This window comes from Microbacterium karelineae (genome assembly GCF_009745985.1).
Taxonomy (GTDB): Bacteria; Actinomycetota; Actinomycetes; order Actinomycetales; family Microbacteriaceae; genus Microbacterium; species Microbacterium karelineae.
Genome location: NZ_WFIX01000190.1, coordinates 687,476 through 707,380, shown reverse-complemented (window position 1 = coordinate 707,380; position 19,905 = coordinate 687,476). Strand labels below are relative to the sequence as shown.

The following is a 19,905-nucleotide window of genomic DNA, read 5'->3' as shown; positions in this document are numbered from 1 at the left end:
GCGCGCGATGAGACCCCTATGACGGGCCTATGAGGGGGTTCTTAGGAGGTCGGCCCTGCCGGCGCTTCCGACGGCGTCGCGGCGCCCTCTCCCGCGACGGTCGCCTCCAGCAGATCCGCCAGCGAGCGCAGCCGCGCGGCGACATCGCGCCCGAGGTCGGTCAGCTCGTACTCGACCCGTGCGGGGATCACGTCGACGACCTCGCGTACGACGAATCCGCCGCGTTCGAGCGTGTTCAGCGTCTGCGAGAGCATCTTGTCGCTGATCCCGTCGACACGGCGACGCAGCGCGTTGAACCGATAGGTGCCCTCCGCGAGGGCGAGCATCGCCAGCGAGCCCCATTTGGAGGTGACGTCGTCGAAGGCCGCGCGCGACGGGCAGTCGCGCGCGAACACGTCCGCCACCAGCTCGACGCTCGGCTGCGCCGGCTCGACCTCTCCGTTCGGTGTCGACATACTGACCTCCCAGCGTTCTCACGCGATCGCGATGATGATATCTCCGCTTCCTGTATGTATGGTACTTTCCAGAAGTTAGTACCAACGAACAGGAGAGCACCATGTCGACGATCTATGGCGTCACCGGAGCGTCCGGACACCTCGGACACCTCACCGTCACCGAGCTCATCGCACGCGATGTCGCCCCCGAGCACATCGTCGCGATCGCGCGCACCCCCGAGAAGGTCGCCGATCTCGCCGACCTCGGCGTGCAGGTCCGCGAGGGCGACTACACGCGCCCCGACACGCTCCTCGCCGCGCTCGCCGGCGTCGATCGCCTGCTGCTCGTCTCGAGCAGCGAGGTCGGACAGCGCGCCGCGCAGCACGCCGCCGTGATCGACGCGGCGAAGGCGGACGGCGTGGGCCGCATCGTCTACACGAGCATCCTCGGCGCAGACACGACGCAGAACCCGCTCGCCCCCGAGCACGTCGAGACCGAGACGGCGCTGCGGGCGTCGGGAATCGCCCACACCCTCCTGCGCAACGGCTGGTACATCGAGAACTACACCGGCCAGGCGCAGCAGTACCTCGCGACCGGCGCGATCCTCAGCGCGACCGGCGACGCGAAGGTCTCCGGCGCGGCTCGCGAGGACTACGCGATCGCCGCAGCCGCCGCGCTCCTCGACGACGCCGACGGCGACCGCGTGTACGAGCTCGGCGGCGCCGCATTCAGCTTCGACGACCTCGCCGGCGCGATCAGCGACGCGACGGGCACCACGGTCGCGCACACGCCCCTGCCCGCGGACGAGTACACGGCGGCCCTCATCGGTGCCGGCGTCGATGAGCAGACGGCGGGATTCCTCGCGGCGCTCGACGCGACGATCGCCGCCGGCGAGCTCGAGACCGACAGCGACGACCTCGCGCGCCTCATCGGCCGCGCGCCGACCCCGCTGGTCGACGTCGTTCGCGCGCAGCTCGCCTGACGCCGATAGGATCCGCACACACCTCGACCACGGAAAGCGCACTGCTGATGAACAAGAAGACGAAGATCATCGTCACCGCCGTCGTCGCGGGCGTCGTCGTGGTCGGCACGGCCGCCGTCGCGGGCCCGATCATCTACCGCGACCTGATCGCGGGCGAGGCTGCGGCCGCGCCGACGATCTCGCCCGCGCCGGACTCCGGCGAGGCCCCCGCGGGCGGCGACGCGGATCCGGTCGATGTCTCCGGCACGTGGACCGTCGCCGGCGGATCGGAAGCCGGATACCGGGTCGACGAGGTGCTCAACGGCACGGACGTGACCGTCACGGGGCGCACGGATGACGTCGACGGCACGCTCGTCGTCGACGGGCTCACGCTCACCGACGCCGAGATCACCGTCGATGTCGCCTCGATCGCCACCGATTCCGGCCAGCGCGATGCCTATTTCCGCGACACCGCGCTGCGCGCCGACGAGTTCCCCACCGCGACCTTCGCCCTCACAGAGCCCGTGACCGCCGACGAGGTCCCCGTCGGGGGCGTGCAGACCTTCGAGGCGACGGGGGAGCTCACGATCGCAGGCGTCTCGAACGAGGTGACGTTCGAGCTCGAGGCGGCGCTCGACGGCGACGTGGGGCAGCTGGCGGGCGCCATCCCGATCACCTTCGCCGACTACGGGGTGGAGGCCCCGGACCTCGGCTTCGTCTCGGTCGAGGAGGCGGGCGCCGTCGAGTTCCAGCTCACGCTCGCCCGCGACTGAGGCCTGCCGGCCTGCCGGCCTGCCGGCCTGCCGGATGACCGGATGACCGGATGACCCACAACACAACGCAGTCGATTCGGGCTATGAACGGCCGGGAGACCGGGTTCTCTCCGGTTCCACCCTGGATCGACTGCGTTGTGCTGTGGCGGATGGTCAGCCGAACGCCACGCGGTAGGTGCGCACCTCGAACGGGGTGAGGGTGATGTCATCGAGGTCGGCCGGGGCTCCGGTGTCCTCGATGAGGCTCGCCTCACGCACCTCTGCGACGGGCGCATCGAACGACACGGACCCCGTCACGCGCCGTCCGTGCGGCTCGTACACCCGCACGATGAGATCGCCCGTGCGGTCGGCGGCGAGCTTGACCCCCGAGACGAGGATGCCGTCCGTCGCCGAGACGAGCGGGGCGACAGGACTCCCCGTGCGCTCGCGCGCCGGCAGGTTGAGCGCGAGCCCCGCCTCCGTCGCGTCGTCGATCGTCGATCCGACCACGAAGCCGTAGCGATGCGTCTGCGTTCCCTGGTCGGTCTCGGGATCCGGGAACCGCGGCGCGCGCAGGAGCGACAGCCGAACGGTCGTCGTGACGCCGGCGTCGGGATCCGCATCGCGCGTCACGTCGTAGCCGTACGTCGAGTCGGTGACGAGGCTCGCGCCGAAGCCGGGCTCGGACACGTGCACGTAGCGGTGCATCGACGTCTCGAACTTCGCGGCCTCCCAGCTCGTGTTCGTGTGCGTGACGCGCTTCGCGTGACCGAACTGGGTCTCGGCAGCCGTGTGCTCTGCCTGGATCGCGAGCGGGAACGCGAGCTTGAGGAACTTCTCGGTCTCGTGCCAGTCCGTCTCCTGCGCGAACTCGAGGGTGCGGGATGCGGGCCGGAGCGTGATCGTCTGCGTGACACGAGAGGCCGAGAACGAGCGCTCCACGCGCACCACGGCGGATCCGCCTGCGAGCGATGCGTCGAGGGAGTCGACGCTCGTCAGGTCGTCCACGCGATTGCGGTAGAAGCGGTCGACGTCCCACGCGTCCCACATGTTCGGGAAGTCCTGGTGCATCTGCAGCAGGTTCCCCGGCTGGCCCGCGGGGATCGCGTCGCGGCCCGACGCGAGGTCGATGGCGGAGGTGATCAGGCCGTCCGACGAGATCGTGACGCGCACGAGCGCGTTCTCGAGGACATACCCGCCGTCCGTCTCGGTGCAGCGCACCTCGTCGCTCGACGGAGCGGCTGCTGCCGCTCCGAGCCCTGGGACGCCGTCGCGCTCGAGCGGCGACGCGTTGAAGACGATCCGCTCGCCACCGGATCCCGCGAGCCTCTCCTGCGCGCGCTCGATGAGCGCCGTGGCCGCCTCCGCGACGCGCGCGTACTGCTCGACGGCCTCGCGATGCACCCATGCGATCGAGGTCCCGGGGAGGATGTCGTGGAACTGCTGCAGCAGCACCTGCTTCCACAGCGCATCGATCTCGTCGTACGGATACTCGGCGCCGGTGCGCACCGCCGCCGTCGCCCACCACAGCTCGGCCTCGACGAGCAGGTGCTCGGTGAGTCGGTTGCCCTGCTTCGTCTTGTGCTGGCTCGTGAGCGTCGCGCGGTGCAGCTCCAGATACAGCTCACCGACCCAGACCGGCGGGTTCGGCAGCTCGGCCTTCGCCCTGTCGAAGAACGCGTCGGGATGCTCCCAGCGCACCCGCGCGCTGCCCTCGAGGTCGGCGAGGCGGCGCGCCTTGCCGGTCATCTCGCGCGTCGTCCCGCCGCCGCCGTCTCCCCAGCCGACCGGAGCGATCGACCCGGAGGCGACGCGCGATTCGCGGAACTGGCGCGACGCCTTCGCGACCTCCTCGCCCGACAGCTGCGAGTTGTACGTGTCCATCGACGGGAAGTGCGCGAACATGCGCGACCCGTCGATGCCCTCCCAGTCGAAGGTGTGGTGCGGGAACCTGTTGACCTGATTCCACGAGATCTTCTGCGTGAAGAACCACTCGAACCCGGCGCGACGCATGAGCTGCGGGAGTGCGGGCGAGTAGCCGAACGAGTCGGGCAGCCAGACGCCCTTCGACCGGATCCCGAACTCCTCCTCGAAGAAGCGCTGGCCGTAGAGGAACTGGCGCGCGAGGGCCTCGCCCGTCGGCATCACCGTGTCCGACTCGACCCACATGCCGCCGAGCGGGAGGAAGCGGCCATCGGCGACGGCCGCCCGCACCTTCTCGTACACCTCGGGGCGGTGCTCCTTGATCCACGCGTACTGCTGGGCGCTCGACATCCCGTACAGGAACTCGGGCTCCTCGCCGAGCAGCTCGGTCATCGTGGAGGTCGTGCGGGCGACCTTGCGGATCGTCTCGCGCACGGGCCACAGCCATGCGGAGTCGATGTGCGCGTGCCCGACCGCCGAGATCTCGTGCGCGCTCGCCTCGGCTGGCGACGCGAGGGCGGGCGCGAGCGCGGCGCGCGCGTCCGCGGCGGTCGCGGGGATCCGCTGCAGATCGAGCCGGTCGAGCGCATCGTCGAGCGCCTGGAGGATCCGCATGCGCCGCGGCGACGACTCGGGCAGCTCGGCCTGCAGTTCGAGCAGCACCTCGATGTCGAGGGCGAGCTCGTGCACCTCCGGCTCGAAGACCGCGAGATCGACGTGGCGCGTCTGATAGAGCCGCTTCGGCGAAGAGGTGCGGATGTCCCCCTCGTCGGTCGGAAGGAAGGGATGGTAGTCGAGCAGGACCGGGTTCGACGCGGCCTCGATGAAGAACTCGATCGCCTCCCCGCCGACCGCGGACTCCGCGATCCGGACCCACTGATTGCGCGGATTGAGCGACTTCACGGGCTCGCCGTTCGCGAGATAGACGAGGCCCTCGCACTGGAAGCCGGGCATGTTGATGTCGAAGCCGAGATCGACGACCGCCTCGACGCGGCGCCCGGCCCATTCCGGCGGCACGGTGCCGCGCACGCGGAACCAGGTCGTCCCCCACGCGGCGCCCCAGGCGGATCCGACCTCGAACGACTCGTACTCGAGGGCGATGCCGTCTGCGGGCGGAATCGGCTCGCCGGAAAGCTCGTTCCACGTGACCTCGAGCGGCACGCGCGCGCCGTGGACGGCGGGCCGGATGCGCTCGGTGAGGACGCGGGTCGCCCGGCCTGTGGTGAGGGGGATGTCGTCGTGCATGGGTGGATCCAGTTCCGTTGTTCGGGTGGGAGAGTGCGTCGGGCGGTGTCAGGAGGTCATTGTCGCCGCGGCTCCGCCACCGGTCGCCGATGCCGCGCTGGAGGCAGCATCATCGGTGTCGATGAGACGGCGGATCCCGCGGGCGGAGAGCAGCGCGCGATCCTGCGCGCGGGAGCGGAGAACGATCTGCGGGCCCACACCGTCGCGTGCCGCGGCGCGCATCCATGCCTCGAAGAAGCCGCCGCCTGGCGCGCATCGTGCATGCGTCGCCGCGGCGTCATCGAGGACGAGCGCCGTGGCGACCGGTGCGGGCGACGGGGCCGAGCGCAGCTCGCGCGCGAGTTCGGCGAACGCCCGGCCGGTCGGCTTGATCCGTCCGTTCTCGTCGATGAGGCCGAGGTCGTACTCGACCGCGGGAAAGTCGAGCATCGTCCTCGACACATCGTGCGAGCACCACCAGGTGATGCCCGACATCCCGGCGACGCCGGCCGCGTGGCGGACGGTGCGCTCGAGGAACTCGACCGCGTCGCCCCGATCGACCACCGTGACGGGCACGCCGATCTCCTGGAGCCAGACGCGCCGATCCCCCGATGTGTGCCACGCGGCGGCCAGCTGGGTGAGGTACTCGGCGTGACGCACGGATCCGGTTCCGAGCCCGCCGTGACGCTGCGCGGCGCCGTTGAACACCCAGGAGTGCACAACCGTCTCGTCGCCGAGCTCGGCCGCGTGACGCGGGAGGAACGGCTGACGCTCGTCGTACCACGTGGCGTCATAGGTGGCGTGGGTGATGAGCCCCGTCGCGCTGTCGCGCGCCGCGCCGATCAGCCGCGCGAGCCATGCCTCCGCCTGCGCGGGGTCGATCTCATGCGGATCCGGATGCGGTCGCGCGGCGAACTGGCTCACCTCGTTGCCGATGGTGAGGCCGAGGATGTTGTCGCGTCCGGCGAGCGTGTCGCCGAGCGCGCGGATGAACGCCTCCTCGCCCGCGACGACGTCGGGCTCCGCGAAGATGTTGCGCCCGTGCCACGTCGACACCCAGGCCGGCAGGAAGTCGAAGCTCGACAGATGGCCCTGGAGGGCATCGACGTTCACGTCGAGACCGAACTCGGCCGCGACGTCGACGACCTGGCCGACGGCCGCGAGGCCGACGGGCCGGATCAGGCCGCGGTTGGGCTGGATGAGATCCCACAGCGGGAAGATCCGCACGTGGTCGACCTCGAGCTCCGCGATCTGTGCGAAGTCGCGCCGCACGGCATCCGCGTCGAAGTCGAGCCACGAGTGGAACCACCCCACACGCGGGGTGTAGTTGACGCCGAACCTCATCCCTTCACGCCGCCTTCCTCGACGCCCTTGAAGAAGTGCCGCTGCAGGACCGCGAACACGATCGCGATGGGGATGAAGGCGATCATGGAACCCGCCGCGATCATCCGCTGATCGTTGGCGAAGGTCCCCGAGAGGTACTGCAGGCCGATCGTCAGCGTGAACTGGTCAGGGCTCGTGAGAACGATGAGCGGCCAGAGGAAGTCGTCCCATGCGCCGATGAAGCTGAAGATCGCGATGACGGCGACGGTGCCCTTGACGGACGGCAGCGAGACGTGCCAGAAGCGCTGCATCGCGTTCGCGCCGTCGATGACCGCCGCGTGATCGATCGCCTCCGGCAGCATCCGGAATGCGTTGAACATGAGCAGCACGTTGAGCGTGGCGACCATGCCCGGCAGCGCGACGCCGAGCAGGGTGTCGGCGAGACCCACGCTCCGGATGGTGACGAAGTTCGCGATGATCGTCGCCTCGGCGGGGAGGATCAGGGTCGCGAGGAACAGGCCGATGACGACCTTCCTGCCACGGAACCGCAGACGCGACAGCGCGAAGCCGGCCAGGGTCGAGAAGACGACGTTGCCGCCCACGGCGAGCGCGGCGACGAACAGCGAGTTGCCGATGAACTGCCACACGGGGATGGCGTCCATGACGCGCGCGTAGTTGTCGAGCGTCGGCTGGCTGGGCCACAGCTGCGGGATGCGGGTGTAGATGTCCTCGCCGGTGCTCTTGAGCGACGTCGAGAGCTGCCACAGGAACGGGCCGATCGAGATGAACAGCACGACGATGAGCAGCGCGTACCGCGCGATGCGCTCGCCCGGGCGCAGCGCGCCGAACGCGCGGGATCGACGGCGGGGTGGCCTGGTATCGATGGTGGCTCTCACGAGTCGCTCCTCGAGTTGATTCGGGCGAGGACGAGCATGGGCACGAGCGTGACGAAGAACATGAGGATGCTCAGCGCACTCGCGTACCCGAGGTCGCCCGTGAAGCCGCGGGAGTACTGCTGGATCAGCATGACCAGCGTCATCGCCTCTCCCCCGGCGCCTCCGGTGCCGCCGGTCATGACGAAGACCTCGCTGAACACGCGCAGGGCGGCGATGCAGACGAGGATCGCGATGAGCGTCATGGCGCCGCGCACGGCGGGCAGCGTCACGACGAAGAACCGCCGGATCGCGCCGGCGCCGTCCATCGCCGCCGCCTCATGCAGGTCGCGGCTGACGTTCCCGAGGGCCGCGAGATAGATGATCATGTAGTAGCCGAGCCCCTTCCACACCGTCAGGCTCACGGCGCTGATGATGATGAGCCAGCGGTCGGTGAGGAAGGGCAGGGGCTCCTGGATGATCGACAGCGTCTGCGCCAGGCCGTTGACGAGTCCGCGGTCGTCGAGCATGAACGTCCAGATCAGCGCGACGACGACGGCCGACGCGATGACGGGCGTGTAGAAGGCCGTGCGGAAGAAGGTGATGCCGGGCAGCTTCTTCTCGACGAGGATCGCGATGAGGAGCGGCAGGATCGTGAGCAGCGGCAGGCAGACGAGCATGAAGACGACGCTGTTGAGCAGCGCGCCCATGACCTGGTCGTCGCGGAGGATGTATCCGAAGTTGTCGAACCCGACGAAGCGCTCCTCGCCTCCCAGCGGTTTGGCGTTCGTGAACGACAGCCGGACCGTGTTGATCGACGGCCAGACCACGAACACGAGGAGCCATCCGAGCGCCGGGGCGATCATGAGCCACGGCGTGAACCACTTCGTCGTCCCGGCGGGGCCGCGGCGCGGCGAACGCGGGGCGACGAGGCGCTGTGTCGCCGAGAGGGGCGGGCGGCCCGTGGCCGGCCGGCGGCCGGCCACGGTGAGGTCAGGTGCGGACATCCCGGGAATCCCTTACAGGCGCGCGAGCATGTCGTTGAGCTTCTCGACCGACGTGTCGAGGGCCTCCTGCCCCGAGATGTCGCCGCGGATCGCGAGGGCGATCTGCTGATCGAGGTAGGTCTTCATGGCGTCGTTGACGACGTAGGGCTGGAGGACCTCGGCGGTCTCGAGCGATGCGAAGGCGGTGACGCGGGCCTCGCCCGACGGCGTGCCGTCATCCTCGGAGAAGTAGGGGTCCTCATCGGATCCGAGCGTCGACGGGAAGACGTTGGCAATGTGCGCGAACGCGTTCTGGTTGTCGGAGTTCGTGATGAACTCGGCGAACGCGACGGCGGTGGCGAGCTCGTCGCTGTTCGCGGCGACGCTCACGCCCTGCACGTAGAGGGGCGAGATGTTGAGGGCCGGGCTGACGACGACATTGCCTGTCAGGCTCGGGTTGTTCTTCTCGAAGTCGTCGATCGAGGTGGCGGTGCCGGTCGTCCACGCCACCTTGCCCTGGGTGAAGAGCTGAGAGTTGCCGAGATAGTCCGAGCTCAGGACGGACGGCGGCATCTCGCCGTTCTCGAACGCCTCCGCGTATCGATCGATGATCGCGGCCGCCTCCGGTGTGTTGAAGACGAACTCGGTGCCGTCCTCGTTCAGGATCTCGATCCCCTCGAGCGTGAAGTCGCCGATGCCGGGAAGGCGGCTCATGAGGTAGCTGTCCGCGCAGTTCTCGGCCATGATCGACGCCTGGTCGAAGAGCTCCGTCGTCGTGGCCGGCGGGTTCTCGGAATCGAGCCCGCAGTCGTCGAGCTGCTCGGCGTTCCAGTAGTTCACGTCGGTGCCGAGGTACCACGGGTACCCGTAGACGCCGTCGACGCCGGGGAAGCGGAACGCCTCGACGGCGCCGGCGACGTACGTCCCCTCCATGTCGGTCGCCTGGCTGGCGTCGTAGAGCATGTCCTGCTGGGCGAGGGGCAGCGCGAAGTCGGGCGGCAGGTTGACGACGTCGGGAAGTGAGCCAGTGGACGCCTGCGACAGCACCTTCTCGGAGTACCCGTCGCCGGGCTGATCGAGGAGCTCGACGCTCGCATCGGGGTGCTCCTCCTCGAACGCGGCGATGGCCTCGTCGAGATAGTCCTGATAGGTGGGCGTCAGCGACCAGGTCTGGAAGCTGATGCTGCCGTCGACCTCGCCGGACGCATCGGCGCCGCCCGCCGGTGCCGGCGACGAGCAGCCGGCCAACAGGGCCGACCCCGCGAGCACGCCGATTCCCGCGATGAGGGGGGTGCGCTTGATCTTCATGGTCATGCAACTCCTTTGTGTGCGATGCAGTCGCGCGCTCGAGAACCGCGTTGCTCGCGTCATCGAGGCGACTGGACTATCCTGAGCAACTAAACCGGGTTAGTCAATACCGACATAAACCGGTTCAGACATACCGGAGGATCTCGATGGAGAGTCAGCGCAGACGTGCCACGCTCAACGACATCGCCCGCCGACTCGGCGTATCGAAGGCGGCGGTGTCGTTCGCGCTGAACGACCGACCCGGCGTGAGCCAGGAGCTGCGCGCGCGCGTTCTGGAGGTCGCGGCCGAGATGCACTATCGCCCGAACTCCGCCGCGCTCGCGCTCGGAAGCTCGCGTGTCGACGTCATCGGCCTCGTGATCAATCGCCCCGCCCGCACGATCGGGACCGAATCGTTCTTCCCCGAGCTCATCGCGGGTATCCAGGCTGGCCTCACCGCGACGCACACCGGGCTGCACACGCTCGTGGTCTCATCCCTCGAAGAGGAGCTCGCCGCCTACGAGGCCTGGCAGTCCGCGCACCGGGTCGACGGCGTCATCCTCGTCGATCCGCGCCGACAGGACGCGCGGATCCCCCGCCTGACCGAACTCGGCCTCCCGGCCGTGCAGATCGGCAGCCACCCCAGCGCCGACAGCGCCGTGCCGAGTGTGTGGATCGACGATCACGCCGTCGCCACGGCGCTGTTCGCGCAGCTCTTCGAGCTCGGCCACCGACGCGTCGCGCACGTGATGGGGCGACGCGAGTTCGAGCACACCGAGCTGCGCCGGCGCGCCCTGCGCGAGTGCGCGGAGGCGTTCGAGGGCGCCGTCCCCGCCTCGATCGACACCGACTACTCCGCCCAGCAGGCGGCGCAGGCGACGCGAGACCTGCTCGCGCGAGACGACCGCCCGACGGCGATCGTGTACGACAACGATGTCATGGCCCTCGCGGGCCTCCGTGTCGTGGACGAGTTCGGAATCGATGTGCCGAGCGACCTCTCCCTCGCGAGCTTCGACGATTCGGTCGCGATGCAGCTGGTGCGCCCGTCGATCACCGCGCTCACGCGAGACACGTATGCGCTCGGGGAGCTCGCGGCGCGGACGCTCATGACACGCATCGACTCGGACGATCCGGTGCCGTCGACCGCGGCGCTCGCACCCACGCTCTCGATTCGCGAGAGCACGGCCGCCGCGCGCTGACAGCGCCGCGCGCCCGCCCGAGGTCCGTCCCTCTCCTCCCGGTCAGGCGAACGCTTCGAGCTGCGCGAGGCGCATGGGCGCGTCCGCGACGAGGCGGATCGCGACGAGCTCCTCGGCATGCCCCTCACGGATCCGGAAGGGCCGCGTCTGCCCCGACGCGACGAAGGCCTCGTCGCGGGCGTCGAGGGCGATCATGCGCCCGTTCCGCGTCGTCCCCTCCAGGCGCCAGCGGACGACGATCGCGTCGTCGGGTCGCGCGGGGAACGGCGCCGGGCCGCCCGCGAGCGTCACGGTGTAATGGTCGATCGTGGACGGGCGCTCGAGGGCGACCTCGACGGCGTCACCGGGCGCGAGGTCGCGCGCGGACTCGCCCACGTCGTCCGCGAGCGTGCCCGGCACCGCGTCGAGCAGGTCACGCGGCGGCTCGTCGACGCCGAACTCCTGCGAGAACGACGACGGCCGCGAGCCGCGGGCCCATCCGGCGGGCTCGTCGCAGAGCGCGAACTCGATGCGCCGCGCGCGCCGGATCCTCTCCGGCGGCACGGCGATCCGGTCCCACGGCTCACCGTCGATCCGCACGCCGCGGATGTGTGGTGCTCCCGCATTCTCGGCCGTGATGACGAGCGGTTCCTCCCGCCCCTCGATCCGGAGCGCGACGCGCGGCAGGAGCGGCGGTGTGAGCACGAACTCGCCCGAGCCGGGGACGAGCGGGTACAGGCCGAGCACCGCGAAGAGGTACCAGGCCGACATCTCGCCGTTGTCCTCGTCGCCCGGGTACCCCTGACCGATCTCGGAGCCGACGAAGAGCCGGTCCCGCGCCTCGACGACGATGCGGTGCGCATCGTCATGACGCCCCGCGAAGCAGTACATGAACGGGATGTGATGAGCGGGCTGATTCGACAGGCCGAGCATCCCCATCCGCACGTCACGGGCCTCCGCCATCTCGTGGATGACGAATCCGTAGGATCCGACGTTCGCGGGATCCGCCGTCTCGGGCGTCGCGAAGAAGGCGTCGAGCTTCGCTCCGAGCGCCGCCTCTCCGCCGTGGAGCTCTGCGAGGCCGGCGCCGTCGTGCGGAGCCGTGAACGCTGTGCCCCATGCATTCGTCTCCGTGTAGTCGTGACCCCACTCGGCGGGATCGAACCGGTCCTCGCCGACGCGCCAGCCGCCGTCCGACCTCCGCCCGAGGAAGAAGCCGAGCCGCGCGTGGAACACGTCGCGATACGACAGCGCGCGACGGGCGAGATACTCGGCCTCCGTCTCGAGCCGCTCACGCCGATCCGGATCGACCGCCTCCGCGGCGAGGGAGCGTGCAAGCCGCGCCGCCGAGGCATCGTTGATCGCGTTGTCGAGCGTCCACGACAGCCCCTCGTGCGTGTCGGTGTCGACGTATCCGCGGAATCGGGCGGATCCGAGCCCCTTCCGGCCGACGCGCGGATCCGCGGCCGGCACCGTCGCGTGGCGCAGGGCGGACGCGTAGGACTCCGCGAGGCGGAGCGGCGCGCCCTGCGCCGCGAGGCCCGAGAGCACGGTGTCGCTCGTCGTCCCCGTCATGCAGTCGACGGGGCCCGGCGCGCTCCACCGCGCGACCCACCCGGCGTCGGCGAAGTGCTGCACGAAGCCGTCGGCGAGGCGCCCCGCCGTGCGCGGCGCGAGCAGGCCGAGCAGGGGCCACGCCGTGCGATAGGTGTCCCAGAAGCCGTTGTTCGCGCCGTACTCGCCGTCGCGCACGCGGCCGTCGGCGGGGCTGCGGTAGCGGCGTCCGCCCGGGGCGGGCTCATCGTGGGCGTTGGGATAGGTGAACACGCGCGCGAGGGATCCGGCGAGCGACCGCATCACATCGGCCGGCACCGCGTCGGCGTCGGGGATCTCGATCCGGCCGAGCGCGGCGCGCCACGCCGATCCCGCGTCGCGGAGCATGGCGTCCATCCGGGCGCTGGCGTCCGATCCCCAGCCCTCCCCCCTCGTCCGGGCGGCGGCCTCGTCCCGCGCGCCGCGCCGCCCGTCCGCGTTCCGCCGCGCCTGCGCGGCATCGATCGTCGAGGTGCCGACGACGACATCGGCGCGGTCGGTCGACAGCAGCACGGATCCGCGGAGCATGCCGTCGACGTGCGTGAGGCGGACGGCCTCCGGGCGCGGGATCACCGCGTGCACGTGGTGGTCGAGGCCGCCCGCGGCCTCGCGCAGGCGCACGTCGAGGCGCAGCGCGTCGCCCTCGATGGCCCACCGCGCGGCGACCGCCTCGCCGAGGTGGTCGACGATGATCGACAGCGCCCCTCCGCGGGAGCGGAACCGCATGCCGACGGCGTGATCGCCGGCGGTGACGAGGGCGTCGATCCGGCCGTCCGGTCCGCCGAGAGCGACCCGATACGCGTCGGGTCCGGCGTGCTCGTCGGCGCGCTCGAACGGGAGGGCGCGCGCCTCCCGATCTGTGTCGGGCTCCGCGAGCGGGCTCGGCATGAGCTCGAACACGCCGCGGTCGCCGATCCACGGGCTGGGGATCCGGCTCGTCGCGAACGCCTGCAGCGCCGGACGCGACATCTGATAGCGGTACGGCCAGTTCCCCGCCGAGGCATCGGTCATCGGCAGCGCGAAGACGCCGCCGTGCGGGAGGCCGACGACAGGCGCCGTGTTCCCCCGCGAGAACCGGTCCGACGAGTGCGTGCCGCGGCGCGTATCGACCCAGCCGAGGAGATCCGCGGGGCGCACCGGAGCCGGGCGCACGGCGACCTCGCCGAGGAAGACCTCGACGGCCTCGTCCGCGCTCCACGTGGCTCGCACCTCGCGGATCCGCCTGCCCGCGAAGTCGGCGAGGTCGACGATGCGGCGATTCCACTGGTCGACCCAGATCCGCTTCGCATCCGCCTGCGCCCCGGGAGTCAGCGCCGCGCCATGCTGATCGGCTGCGTTCGCACTCACGGTGGATCCGTCGTCGAACACGACGTCGACCGCGAAGGCGGTGGCCGCCCAGCGATCGTCGGCGCCGGCGACGGGCAGGACGTCCCAGACCAGCTCGTCTCCGGGCCCGACGACGAGATCCTCGAGGCCCGGGATCGCGACGGCGCCGGTTCCCCGCGGCAGCTGGAGGCGCAGGCAGCGCTCGGGATCCGGCTCTGCCGTCGAAGCGGGGGCGAAGGCGGGCACGCCGCGCGTGGGGGAAGGCGACGATGACGACACGCGATGATCGTTCCGAACTGAACCGCTTTAGTCAAGCATCGATCGCCCTGCGATCCCGCTCACATGCCCCACACCGACCGCTCTCCCGCACCCGCGCGTCGGTTTCGGCCATGTCAACCGCCGTTCATATGACGCTCCCCGACCACTCGATCGGGGTGGTCGAGGAGCGTCATACGAGCGGGTGCGCGTCAGCCGACGTAGACCGTCTCCTGCCCGTTCATCTCGCGCGTGAACGACGAGATGTACGCGCTGTGGTCGCCCGCAGTGAGGTTGTACGTGACGTAGGCGCCGAAGCCGTCGTCGACCGTGCGCTCCGCGAGCGATGCCGCCGTCGCCTCGGGAGTCGCGGTCAGGTCGACGGCTGCCGCGCCGAGGCGCGCCGGTTCGACGGTCGGGAACTGCGGCGGGTTGTACTGGCCGTAGTAGGGGTTCCAGATGTAGTCGAGCTTGTCGATCGTCGACTCCGGAGCGTCCTTGAGCGTCGCCGCGGTCTCGCCGATGTCGTACAGCGAGATGATGCTGTCCTCGGGCAGCTTCGCGTCGAGCGCATCGACGAGCCACGCGGCGGAGTGCTCGTTGGCCGCGGGCACGCCATCGGATCCGTACCGCACCCACTCGTCGTCGATGTCGACGCCGTCGAGGCCGTAGGTGGTGACGACGTCGTCGACCTCGTCGGCGAACGCTTCAGCCGCCTCCCGCGTCGGGAAGTTCGCGAACCCCGAGGCATCGTGGTTGCCGAGCAGCGAGAGGGTGACCTTGATCCCCTTCTCCTGCAGCGGGCGGATCTGGGTGGCCGCGTCGTCGAGGGTCGCCTGCACCTTCTCGTTGAGATGGAGATAGGCCTCGCCCGACGCGTCGGTGTTGATGTTCGCCGCGAAGATGATCGCGACGTCCAGCGCGTTCGAACCGTCCTCGAGCTCATAGTCGCCGACGTGACGCAGCTCGTTGCTGTTGACCTCGACGTACGCGACGGTCAGCGGGTCGCCATTCCCCGTGGCGGCGAAGGCGGCGTCGGCGGCCTGCTCGGCGGGCACGCCGGGGGCGCCGGGGGCGGCTGCGGCGGGGCCGCCGATCGCGACGGCCGCAGCGCCGGCCGCGACGGCGGCTGCGGCGAGCGTGCGACGTGCGCGCGACGTGGGACTCGTGGTCCTGGACATGTGATCTCCTCTTCGAGTTCGACGTCGGCTGGTCGCCGACAACACGGCACGCAACAGCACTTAACCGGGTTAGTCAAGGGTTCTGCTCCCACGGCGCGCAACACAATGCAGTCGATTCGAGCTTCGGGCGGCCGGGAAACCGGGTTCCCGCTGGATCGGCCTCAGATCGACTGCGTTGTGTTGGTGGGGTGAGCGCACCGCCTCAGCGCGGCCGCACCGTCAGGGTCTGCGACACCCGCCCGAAGGATCCCTCGTCGTCGTGCAGGATGGCCGACGTCAGCCCGTGGCCGTCCGGGCCGAACGCGACCGAGGTGTCGAAGCCCACCCACCCGCGGCGGGGACGCCGGAAGACGTGCAGCGTGAGGTCTATGTTGGGGAACAGCACCTCGTCGGGGGCGGCCCGCGGAGCCATACCGTTGGCGAGATCGAACAGACGCGCCGCGTGCGCGAGATCCGATTCCTCCTCCCCGGCGACGAGGGCGAGATCGCTGTGGGCCCAGAAGGCGCCGCGGCCAGGCTGCCACTCGCCGCGGCGCACCTCGATCGACTGCACGAAGCCACCCGACCACGCCTCCTGCGAGGCGACGGGCATCGTGTCAGGGCCGGGGATCCGCGCGTCGTGTGAGCCCGCGATCGCGGCGGTGTCGCCCGCGCGCTGCAGCCACGCCCGCGCCGCGAGCACGGTGCGATCCCCCTGGCTGAGGCTCGCCTCGACGAGCTCGATCGTGCGCCCGGGACGCACGACGCGGGTGTCGACACGCAGGGGCGCCACGGGGAAGGCGCCGTAGATGTCGTATGCGACGCGGGTGGCGACGAGGGCGTCGTCTCCGCGGCGGTCGGCCGCGTCGCGCTCGATCTCGTGCAGGAGCAGGCCGATGAATGGGGCGATATGCACTTCGGCGGGGTTCCAGGCGCCGCTTGTGGCGGGCGTCGGCTGGAGTTCGCGCGCGCCGATGCGCTCGAAATAGCTGGTGTGTTCCACCTGCGCGATCCTAGTCGCGGTCGGCCTTTCGGGCGCGGCGCACGAGCGCGACCACGGCGAGCGCGAGGATCACGACGCCCAGTGCGATGACGAGGGCGAAGGGACCGGTCGACGGGCCGATGCTGAACGCGTACGGGCGAGCCCACTCCTGGACCGCGCCGAGGATGCCCTCGTCGAGCGCGATCACGAGCCCGGCCGTCGCGGCGAGCGCGAAGAGGGCGCCGAAGGCGATGCCCGCCCATCGGATGGAAGGTCGTCGTCCGCTGTCGGCCATCATCGCTCCTGCACGTGGATGTAGACGTATCCGCTGTTCTGCGCGATCTCGATCGTGCGCGTGGCGCGCTCGTCCTCCGCGTCTACGACCCAGCGGTAGGCGCCGTCGGGACGTGCGTCGAGCACACGCTCGGTCTCGCCCCGCCCCTGCACCCAGCGCATGATGCTCACGCCGCCGTCGTCGGTGTGCACCCGGACGTCGACGTCGACATCCGGCGCGACGATGACATAGGTGTCGCCGCTGCCCTTCGTGACGGTCGTGACACCGTCGCCGCCGTCCCATGGTCCGACCTCGAGGAACAGCGTGCCGAACGGCTGATCGATCGTCAGCGGCACGGCACCCGGGTAGCGCGTCGCCCCCGGCAGGACGAAGTCGTCGAGGGCGGCGCGGCCGAGTCCGGATCCGCCGAGCAGCAGCGCGGCGATCGTGAGGAGCGCGAGGAAGCCGCTGCGGCGGCGCAGGAATCCCGCCGTCACCATCGCGGCCGCGAGCGCGAAGGATCCGGCGAACGCTCCCGCCGTGACGGCGGTCTCGATGCCGTGCCCGGAGATGACGGCGACGCCCGTCGCTCCGCCCGCGAGCAGCGCGAGGCCGACGGCGACACCGATGTAGGCGAGGGAGGTGCGCGGCCTGGCCGCGCGGCGCTCGGCACGCACGCGGGCGGACTCGGCGCGGAACGCCGCCTGCTGCTCGCGCCGCATCGCGCGTTCGGCCGCACGCGGATCCTGCTCCTGCGCGGCGAGCGCCAGGCGCCACTCGTCGTGCTGCCGCCGCCACGCGGCGTACTGCTCGCGCCACGCGGCCATGTCGCCGGATCCGTCGGGAGGCGTCGGCGCCTCGCCCGGAGAAGAGGGCGGGGCGGCACCCGGGGCCGCCCCGCCGGTGGCGTCGGCCCCCACGGCCTCGCCACGCGCCCCCTCGATGAGGGGGGAGTCGATGTGCGCCGGCGTGCGGCGCGCGGACCAGACGAGGACCGCGATCGTCGCCACGAGGAATCCGGCCCAGGTCAGGATGGGAATGATGTTCGCCGTCATGCCGTACATCACACTCGCGTCGAGGAGGACGCCGAAGGCGACCACCGTCGCCACGGTGCCGATCCCCGCGAGAACAGCCGTCAGCAGCAGCCCCACCCGCGCCCCGCCGCGTCCGCGGTTGAAGACCGTCCTGCCGTCGGCATCAGGCAGCGCCGCCCAGACGAACGCGTACACCCACAGGGCGGGGAAGCCGATGAGAGCCGTGACGACGAAGGCGCCGCGGACGATCATCGGATCCACGCCGATCCGGCGGGCGATGCCGGAGGCGACGCCGCCGACCCACCCGTCCCGGCGCACATAGCCGAGGTCGTTCACCCACGCGCGGAACGATCCCTCGCGGGGCACGGCGGGCTGCGGGTCGGTCATACGTCGATCGTGCCGGGTCGCCTGCCGGTCTCGCCATGAGGGATGCCCCTGAACCGACCCTGATCTCCCGTACGGATGTCGGCGGTGGGTGGTTACATGAACCTATGACCGCGATCGCCCTGGCCTCGCCGCCGCCCGCCCCGCCGCTCACGCGACGCCGGAGCGCGGCGATCGCCGGCGTGGCGGGCGGGCTCGCCGACCACCTCGGGCTGCGGACCGGGCCGATGCGGGCGCTGTTCGCCGTCGGCACGGCGCTCGGCGGCCTCGGCGCGCTGCTCTACATCTGGCTGTGGGCGTTCGCACCCCTCGAGGCCGGCGGCGAGCGCGTGACACGGCGGATCCCGGTCGCCGTCGCCCTGCTCGTCACGGCGGCGATGTGCGGCGTCATCACGATCCCCTACGTCGTCGAGATCGTGAGATTCGGATACGCATCCCCTGTCCTCGCGCTGTCCCTTCTCGCGGGGGTCGCCCTCACGACGGGCGCGGGCCTGTGGTCCGCCCTCGTCGACCGCGCCGATCCCGCGCGCGGCCCCCGGCACTCCGCGATCACGCGCACCGCGGCGACCATCCTGCTCGTCGGCGCGGCCTTCGCCGCCGTGATCGCGACATCCGGAACGCAGCAGTTCGCCCTCGGCCTCCTCGCGCTCGGTGCCCTCGCCTGCATCGCGCTCGTGTGGTCGTCGACCTGGATCCAGCGCTTCCGCGAGCTGCAGGTCGCCCGCATCGAGGGCATCCGCGAAGAGCAGCGCGCAGTGATGGCCGCGCACCTGCACGATTCGGTGCTGCAGACGCTCGCCCTCATCCAGAACCGCGCCGGCGCGTCGAGCGAGGCCGGGCGGCTGGCGCGCGCGCAGGAGCGCGAGCTGCGCGCGTGGCTCTACGACGGCGACACCCCGGCCGACAGCGACCTCGCGACCGATCTGCGCGACTACGGGTCGGCACTTGAGCTCGACTACTCGGCGGCCGTCACGGTCGTCGCGACCGGCGCATCGACCGAGCGCGCCACGGGCGAGGTCGCCGCCGCCGCGCGCGAGGCGATGCTCAACGCCGCGCGCCACGCGGGCGGCGACGTGTCGGTGTACATCGAGGGATCCGACGGAGCCGTCGACGTCTTCGTGCGCGACCGCGGGCCCGGCTTCGACCTCGACGCCGTGCCGGAGGATCGCCTCGGCGTGCGCGAGTCGATCATCGGGCGCATGCGCCGCGCGGGCGGGTCGGCGGCCGTCACACAGGGCGTGGCCGGGGGCACCGAGGTGCACATCCGTCACGCCTCGATGCCGGAGGGCGTCCGTGGCTGACCTCACCGTCGTGATCGTCGACGATCATTCGATCTTCCGATCCGGGCTGCGCCACGACCTCGACGACACGATCGACGTCGTCGGCGAGGCCGCCGACGTCGATGCGGCCGTCACGACGATCACCGAGACGCGGCCCGACGTCGTCCTGCTCGACGTGCATCTTCCCGGATCCGCGACCGCCGCGACGGGCGGCGAGGACGTCCTCCGCCGCGCCGCGCCCGCCGTGCCCGACACGCGCTTCCTCGCCCTCAGCGTCTCCGACGCGGCCGAGGACGTCGTGCGGGTGATCCGTGCGGGCGCCCGCGGCTACATCACGAAGGGCGCCTCCGGATCCGAGGTGTCTCGCGCCGTCCACACGATCGCGAGCGGCGACGCCGTGTTCTCCCCGCGCCTCGCCGGCTTCGTGATCGACGCGTTCGGCGCGGCCGCCGGCGAGACGGCCCAGGCCGACGACGAACTCGACCGCCTCTCCGCCCGTGAGCAGGAGGTCATGCGCTTCATCGCCCGCGGCTACGCCTACAAGGAGGTCGCGGCAGAGCTGTTCATCTCGGTCAAGACCGTCGAGTCGCACGTCTCGGCCGTGCTGCGCAAGCTGCAGCTTTCGTCCCGACACGAGCTCACGGCGTGGGCGTCGGCGCGACGCCTGCTCTGAACG

The 19,905-nt window shown here is 70.9% G+C and carries 16 protein-coding genes; 5 read left to right on the top strand and 11 right to left on the bottom strand.

Features of this window, described 5'->3' with window-relative positions:
- Positions 1-41 precede the first annotated feature (41 nt).
- The gene (locus GB932_RS16390; RefSeq protein WP_156761734.1) at positions 42-455 is read right to left on the bottom strand and encodes a winged helix-turn-helix transcriptional regulator; all 414 of its coding nucleotides are present in this window, start codon (positions 453-455) and stop codon (positions 42-44) included.
- 101 nt (positions 456-556) lie between these two features.
- Here GB932_RS16390 and GB932_RS16385 point away from each other — a divergent pair, with 101 nt between their 5' ends.
- Both GB932_RS16385 and GB932_RS16380 read left to right on the top strand, forming a co-directional pair.
- Entirely contained in the window at positions 557-1,417 is an 861-nt protein-coding gene (locus GB932_RS16385) for an SDR family oxidoreductase (protein WP_156761733.1), read from the top strand.
- Between the two features lie 47 nt (positions 1,418-1,464).
- Positions 1,465-2,169 (top strand): YceI family protein, encoded by a 705-nt coding sequence (locus tag GB932_RS16380; protein WP_156761732.1) that lies wholly within the window; start codon positions 1,465-1,467, stop codon positions 2,167-2,169.
- Positions 2,170-2,322: 153 nt separating this feature from the next.
- Here GB932_RS16380 and GB932_RS16375 read toward each other — a convergent pair whose 3' ends face one another.
- Genes GB932_RS16375 through GB932_RS16355 form a run of 5 tightly spaced genes read right to left on the bottom strand, consistent with a single transcriptional unit; the run spans position 2,323 to position 9,790 of the window.
- Positions 2,323-5,316: an alpha-mannosidase gene (locus GB932_RS16375; RefSeq protein ID WP_156761731.1), complete on the bottom strand. Its 2,994-nt coding sequence runs from the start codon at positions 5,314-5,316 to the stop codon at positions 2,323-2,325.
- 48 nt (positions 5,317-5,364) lie between these two features.
- Positions 5,365-6,639, bottom strand: coding sequence for a glycoside hydrolase 5 family protein (locus GB932_RS16370; RefSeq protein WP_156761730.1), 1,275 nt, complete (start codon positions 6,637-6,639; stop codon positions 5,365-5,367).
- Positions 6,636-7,514, bottom strand: coding sequence for a carbohydrate ABC transporter permease (locus tag GB932_RS16365; protein ID WP_156761729.1), 879 nt, complete (start codon positions 7,512-7,514; stop codon positions 6,636-6,638). Before GB932_RS16365 ends, GB932_RS16370 begins: the two co-directional genes overlap by 4 nt.
- Positions 7,511-8,497: a carbohydrate ABC transporter permease gene (locus tag GB932_RS16360; RefSeq protein ID WP_197517522.1), complete on the bottom strand. Its 987-nt coding sequence runs from the start codon at positions 8,495-8,497 to the stop codon at positions 7,511-7,513. Before GB932_RS16360 ends, GB932_RS16365 begins: the two co-directional genes overlap by 4 nt.
- A gap of 12 nt (positions 8,498-8,509) precedes the next feature.
- Complete coding sequence (locus tag GB932_RS16355; RefSeq protein ID WP_231916259.1) at positions 8,510-9,790, bottom strand: ABC transporter substrate-binding protein; 1,281 nt, start codon at positions 9,788-9,790, stop codon at positions 8,510-8,512.
- 140 nt (positions 9,791-9,930) lie between these two features.
- Here GB932_RS16355 and GB932_RS16350 point away from each other — a divergent pair, with 140 nt between their 5' ends.
- The gene (locus GB932_RS16350) at positions 9,931-10,962 is read left to right on the top strand and encodes a LacI family DNA-binding transcriptional regulator (RefSeq protein ID WP_156761728.1); all 1,032 of its coding nucleotides are present in this window, start codon (positions 9,931-9,933) and stop codon (positions 10,960-10,962) included.
- A 42-nt stretch (positions 10,963-11,004) separates the two neighbouring features.
- Here the strand turns inward: GB932_RS16350 and GB932_RS16345 are convergent, their stop codons facing one another.
- The 5 genes from GB932_RS16345 to GB932_RS16325 all read right to left on the bottom strand — a co-directional run bounded on the left by GB932_RS16345 (position 11,005) and on the right by GB932_RS16325 (position 17,952).
- Positions 11,005-14,139, bottom strand: a complete 3,135-nt coding sequence (locus tag GB932_RS16345) for a GH92 family glycosyl hydrolase (protein WP_156761727.1) — start codon at positions 14,137-14,139, stop codon at positions 11,005-11,007.
- 188 nt (positions 14,140-14,327) lie between these two features.
- The gene (locus GB932_RS16340; protein ID WP_156761726.1) at positions 14,328-15,296 is read right to left on the bottom strand and encodes an endo-beta-N-acetylglucosaminidase H; all 969 of its coding nucleotides are present in this window, start codon (positions 15,294-15,296) and stop codon (positions 14,328-14,330) included.
- 202 nt (positions 15,297-15,498) lie between these two features.
- Positions 15,499-16,278 carry a thioesterase family protein gene (locus GB932_RS16335; protein ID WP_156761725.1) on the bottom strand — a complete coding sequence of 260 codons (780 nt, stop codon included), beginning with the start codon at positions 16,276-16,278 and terminating at the stop codon, positions 15,499-15,501.
- A gap of 10 nt (positions 16,279-16,288) precedes the next feature.
- On the bottom strand, positions 16,289-16,552 hold the full coding sequence (locus tag GB932_RS16330) for a hypothetical protein (protein ID WP_156761724.1): 264 nt from the start codon (positions 16,550-16,552) through the stop codon (positions 16,289-16,291).
- The gene (locus GB932_RS16325) at positions 16,552-17,952 is read right to left on the bottom strand and encodes a PspC domain-containing protein (protein WP_156761723.1); all 1,401 of its coding nucleotides are present in this window, start codon (positions 17,950-17,952) and stop codon (positions 16,552-16,554) included. The genes GB932_RS16330 and GB932_RS16325 overlap by 1 nt, the downstream gene beginning before the upstream one ends.
- Positions 17,953-18,056: 104 nt before the next feature.
- On the opposite strand from GB932_RS16325, the gene GB932_RS16320 reads away from it, so the two are divergent.
- Positions 18,057-19,250 carry an ATP-binding protein gene (locus GB932_RS16320; protein WP_156761722.1) on the top strand — a complete coding sequence of 398 codons (1,194 nt, stop codon included), beginning with the start codon at positions 18,057-18,059 and terminating at the stop codon, positions 19,248-19,250.
- Positions 19,243-19,902, top strand: coding sequence for a LuxR C-terminal-related transcriptional regulator (locus GB932_RS16315; RefSeq protein WP_156761721.1), 660 nt, complete (start codon positions 19,243-19,245; stop codon positions 19,900-19,902). Before GB932_RS16320 ends, GB932_RS16315 begins: the two co-directional genes overlap by 8 nt.
- The last annotated feature ends 3 nt before the right edge of the window (positions 19,903-19,905 follow it).

What these genes read in the sequence shown, in the direction of transcription:
- GB932_RS16390 (WP_156761734.1), bottom strand. Translation starts at nt 455, where the DNA reads ATGTCGACACCGAACGGAGAGGTCGAGCCGGCGCAGCCGAGCGTCGAG.
- GB932_RS16385 (WP_156761733.1), top strand. Translation starts at nt 557, where the DNA reads ATGTCGACGATCTATGGCGTCACCGGAGCGTCCGGACACCTCGGACAC.
- GB932_RS16380 (WP_156761732.1), top strand. Translation starts at nt 1,465, where the DNA reads ATGAACAAGAAGACGAAGATCATCGTCACCGCCGTCGTCGCGGGCGTC.
- GB932_RS16375 (WP_156761731.1), bottom strand. Translation starts at nt 5,316, where the DNA reads ATGCACGACGACATCCCCCTCACCACAGGCCGGGCGACCCGCGTCCTC.
- GB932_RS16370 (WP_156761730.1), bottom strand. Translation starts at nt 6,639, where the DNA reads ATGAGGTTCGGCGTCAACTACACCCCGCGTGTGGGGTGGTTCCACTCG.
- GB932_RS16360 (WP_197517522.1), bottom strand. Translation starts at nt 8,497, where the DNA reads ATGTCCGCACCTGACCTCACCGTGGCCGGCCGCCGGCCGGCCACGGGC.
- GB932_RS16355 (WP_231916259.1), bottom strand. Translation starts at nt 9,790, where the DNA reads ATGACCATGAAGATCAAGCGCACCCCCCTCATCGCGGGAATCGGCGTG.
- GB932_RS16350 (WP_156761728.1), top strand. Translation starts at nt 9,931, where the DNA reads ATGGAGAGTCAGCGCAGACGTGCCACGCTCAACGACATCGCCCGCCGA.
- GB932_RS16340 (WP_156761726.1), bottom strand. Translation starts at nt 15,296, where the DNA reads ATGTCCAGGACCACGAGTCCCACGTCGCGCGCACGTCGCACGCTCGCC.
- GB932_RS16330 (WP_156761724.1), bottom strand. Translation starts at nt 16,552, where the DNA reads ATGGCCGACAGCGGACGACGACCTTCCATCCGATGGGCGGGCATCGCC.
- GB932_RS16325 (WP_156761723.1), bottom strand. Translation starts at nt 17,952, where the DNA reads ATGACCGACCCGCAGCCCGCCGTGCCCCGCGAGGGATCGTTCCGCGCG.
- GB932_RS16320 (WP_156761722.1), top strand. Translation starts at nt 18,057, where the DNA reads ATGACCGCGATCGCCCTGGCCTCGCCGCCGCCCGCCCCGCCGCTCACG.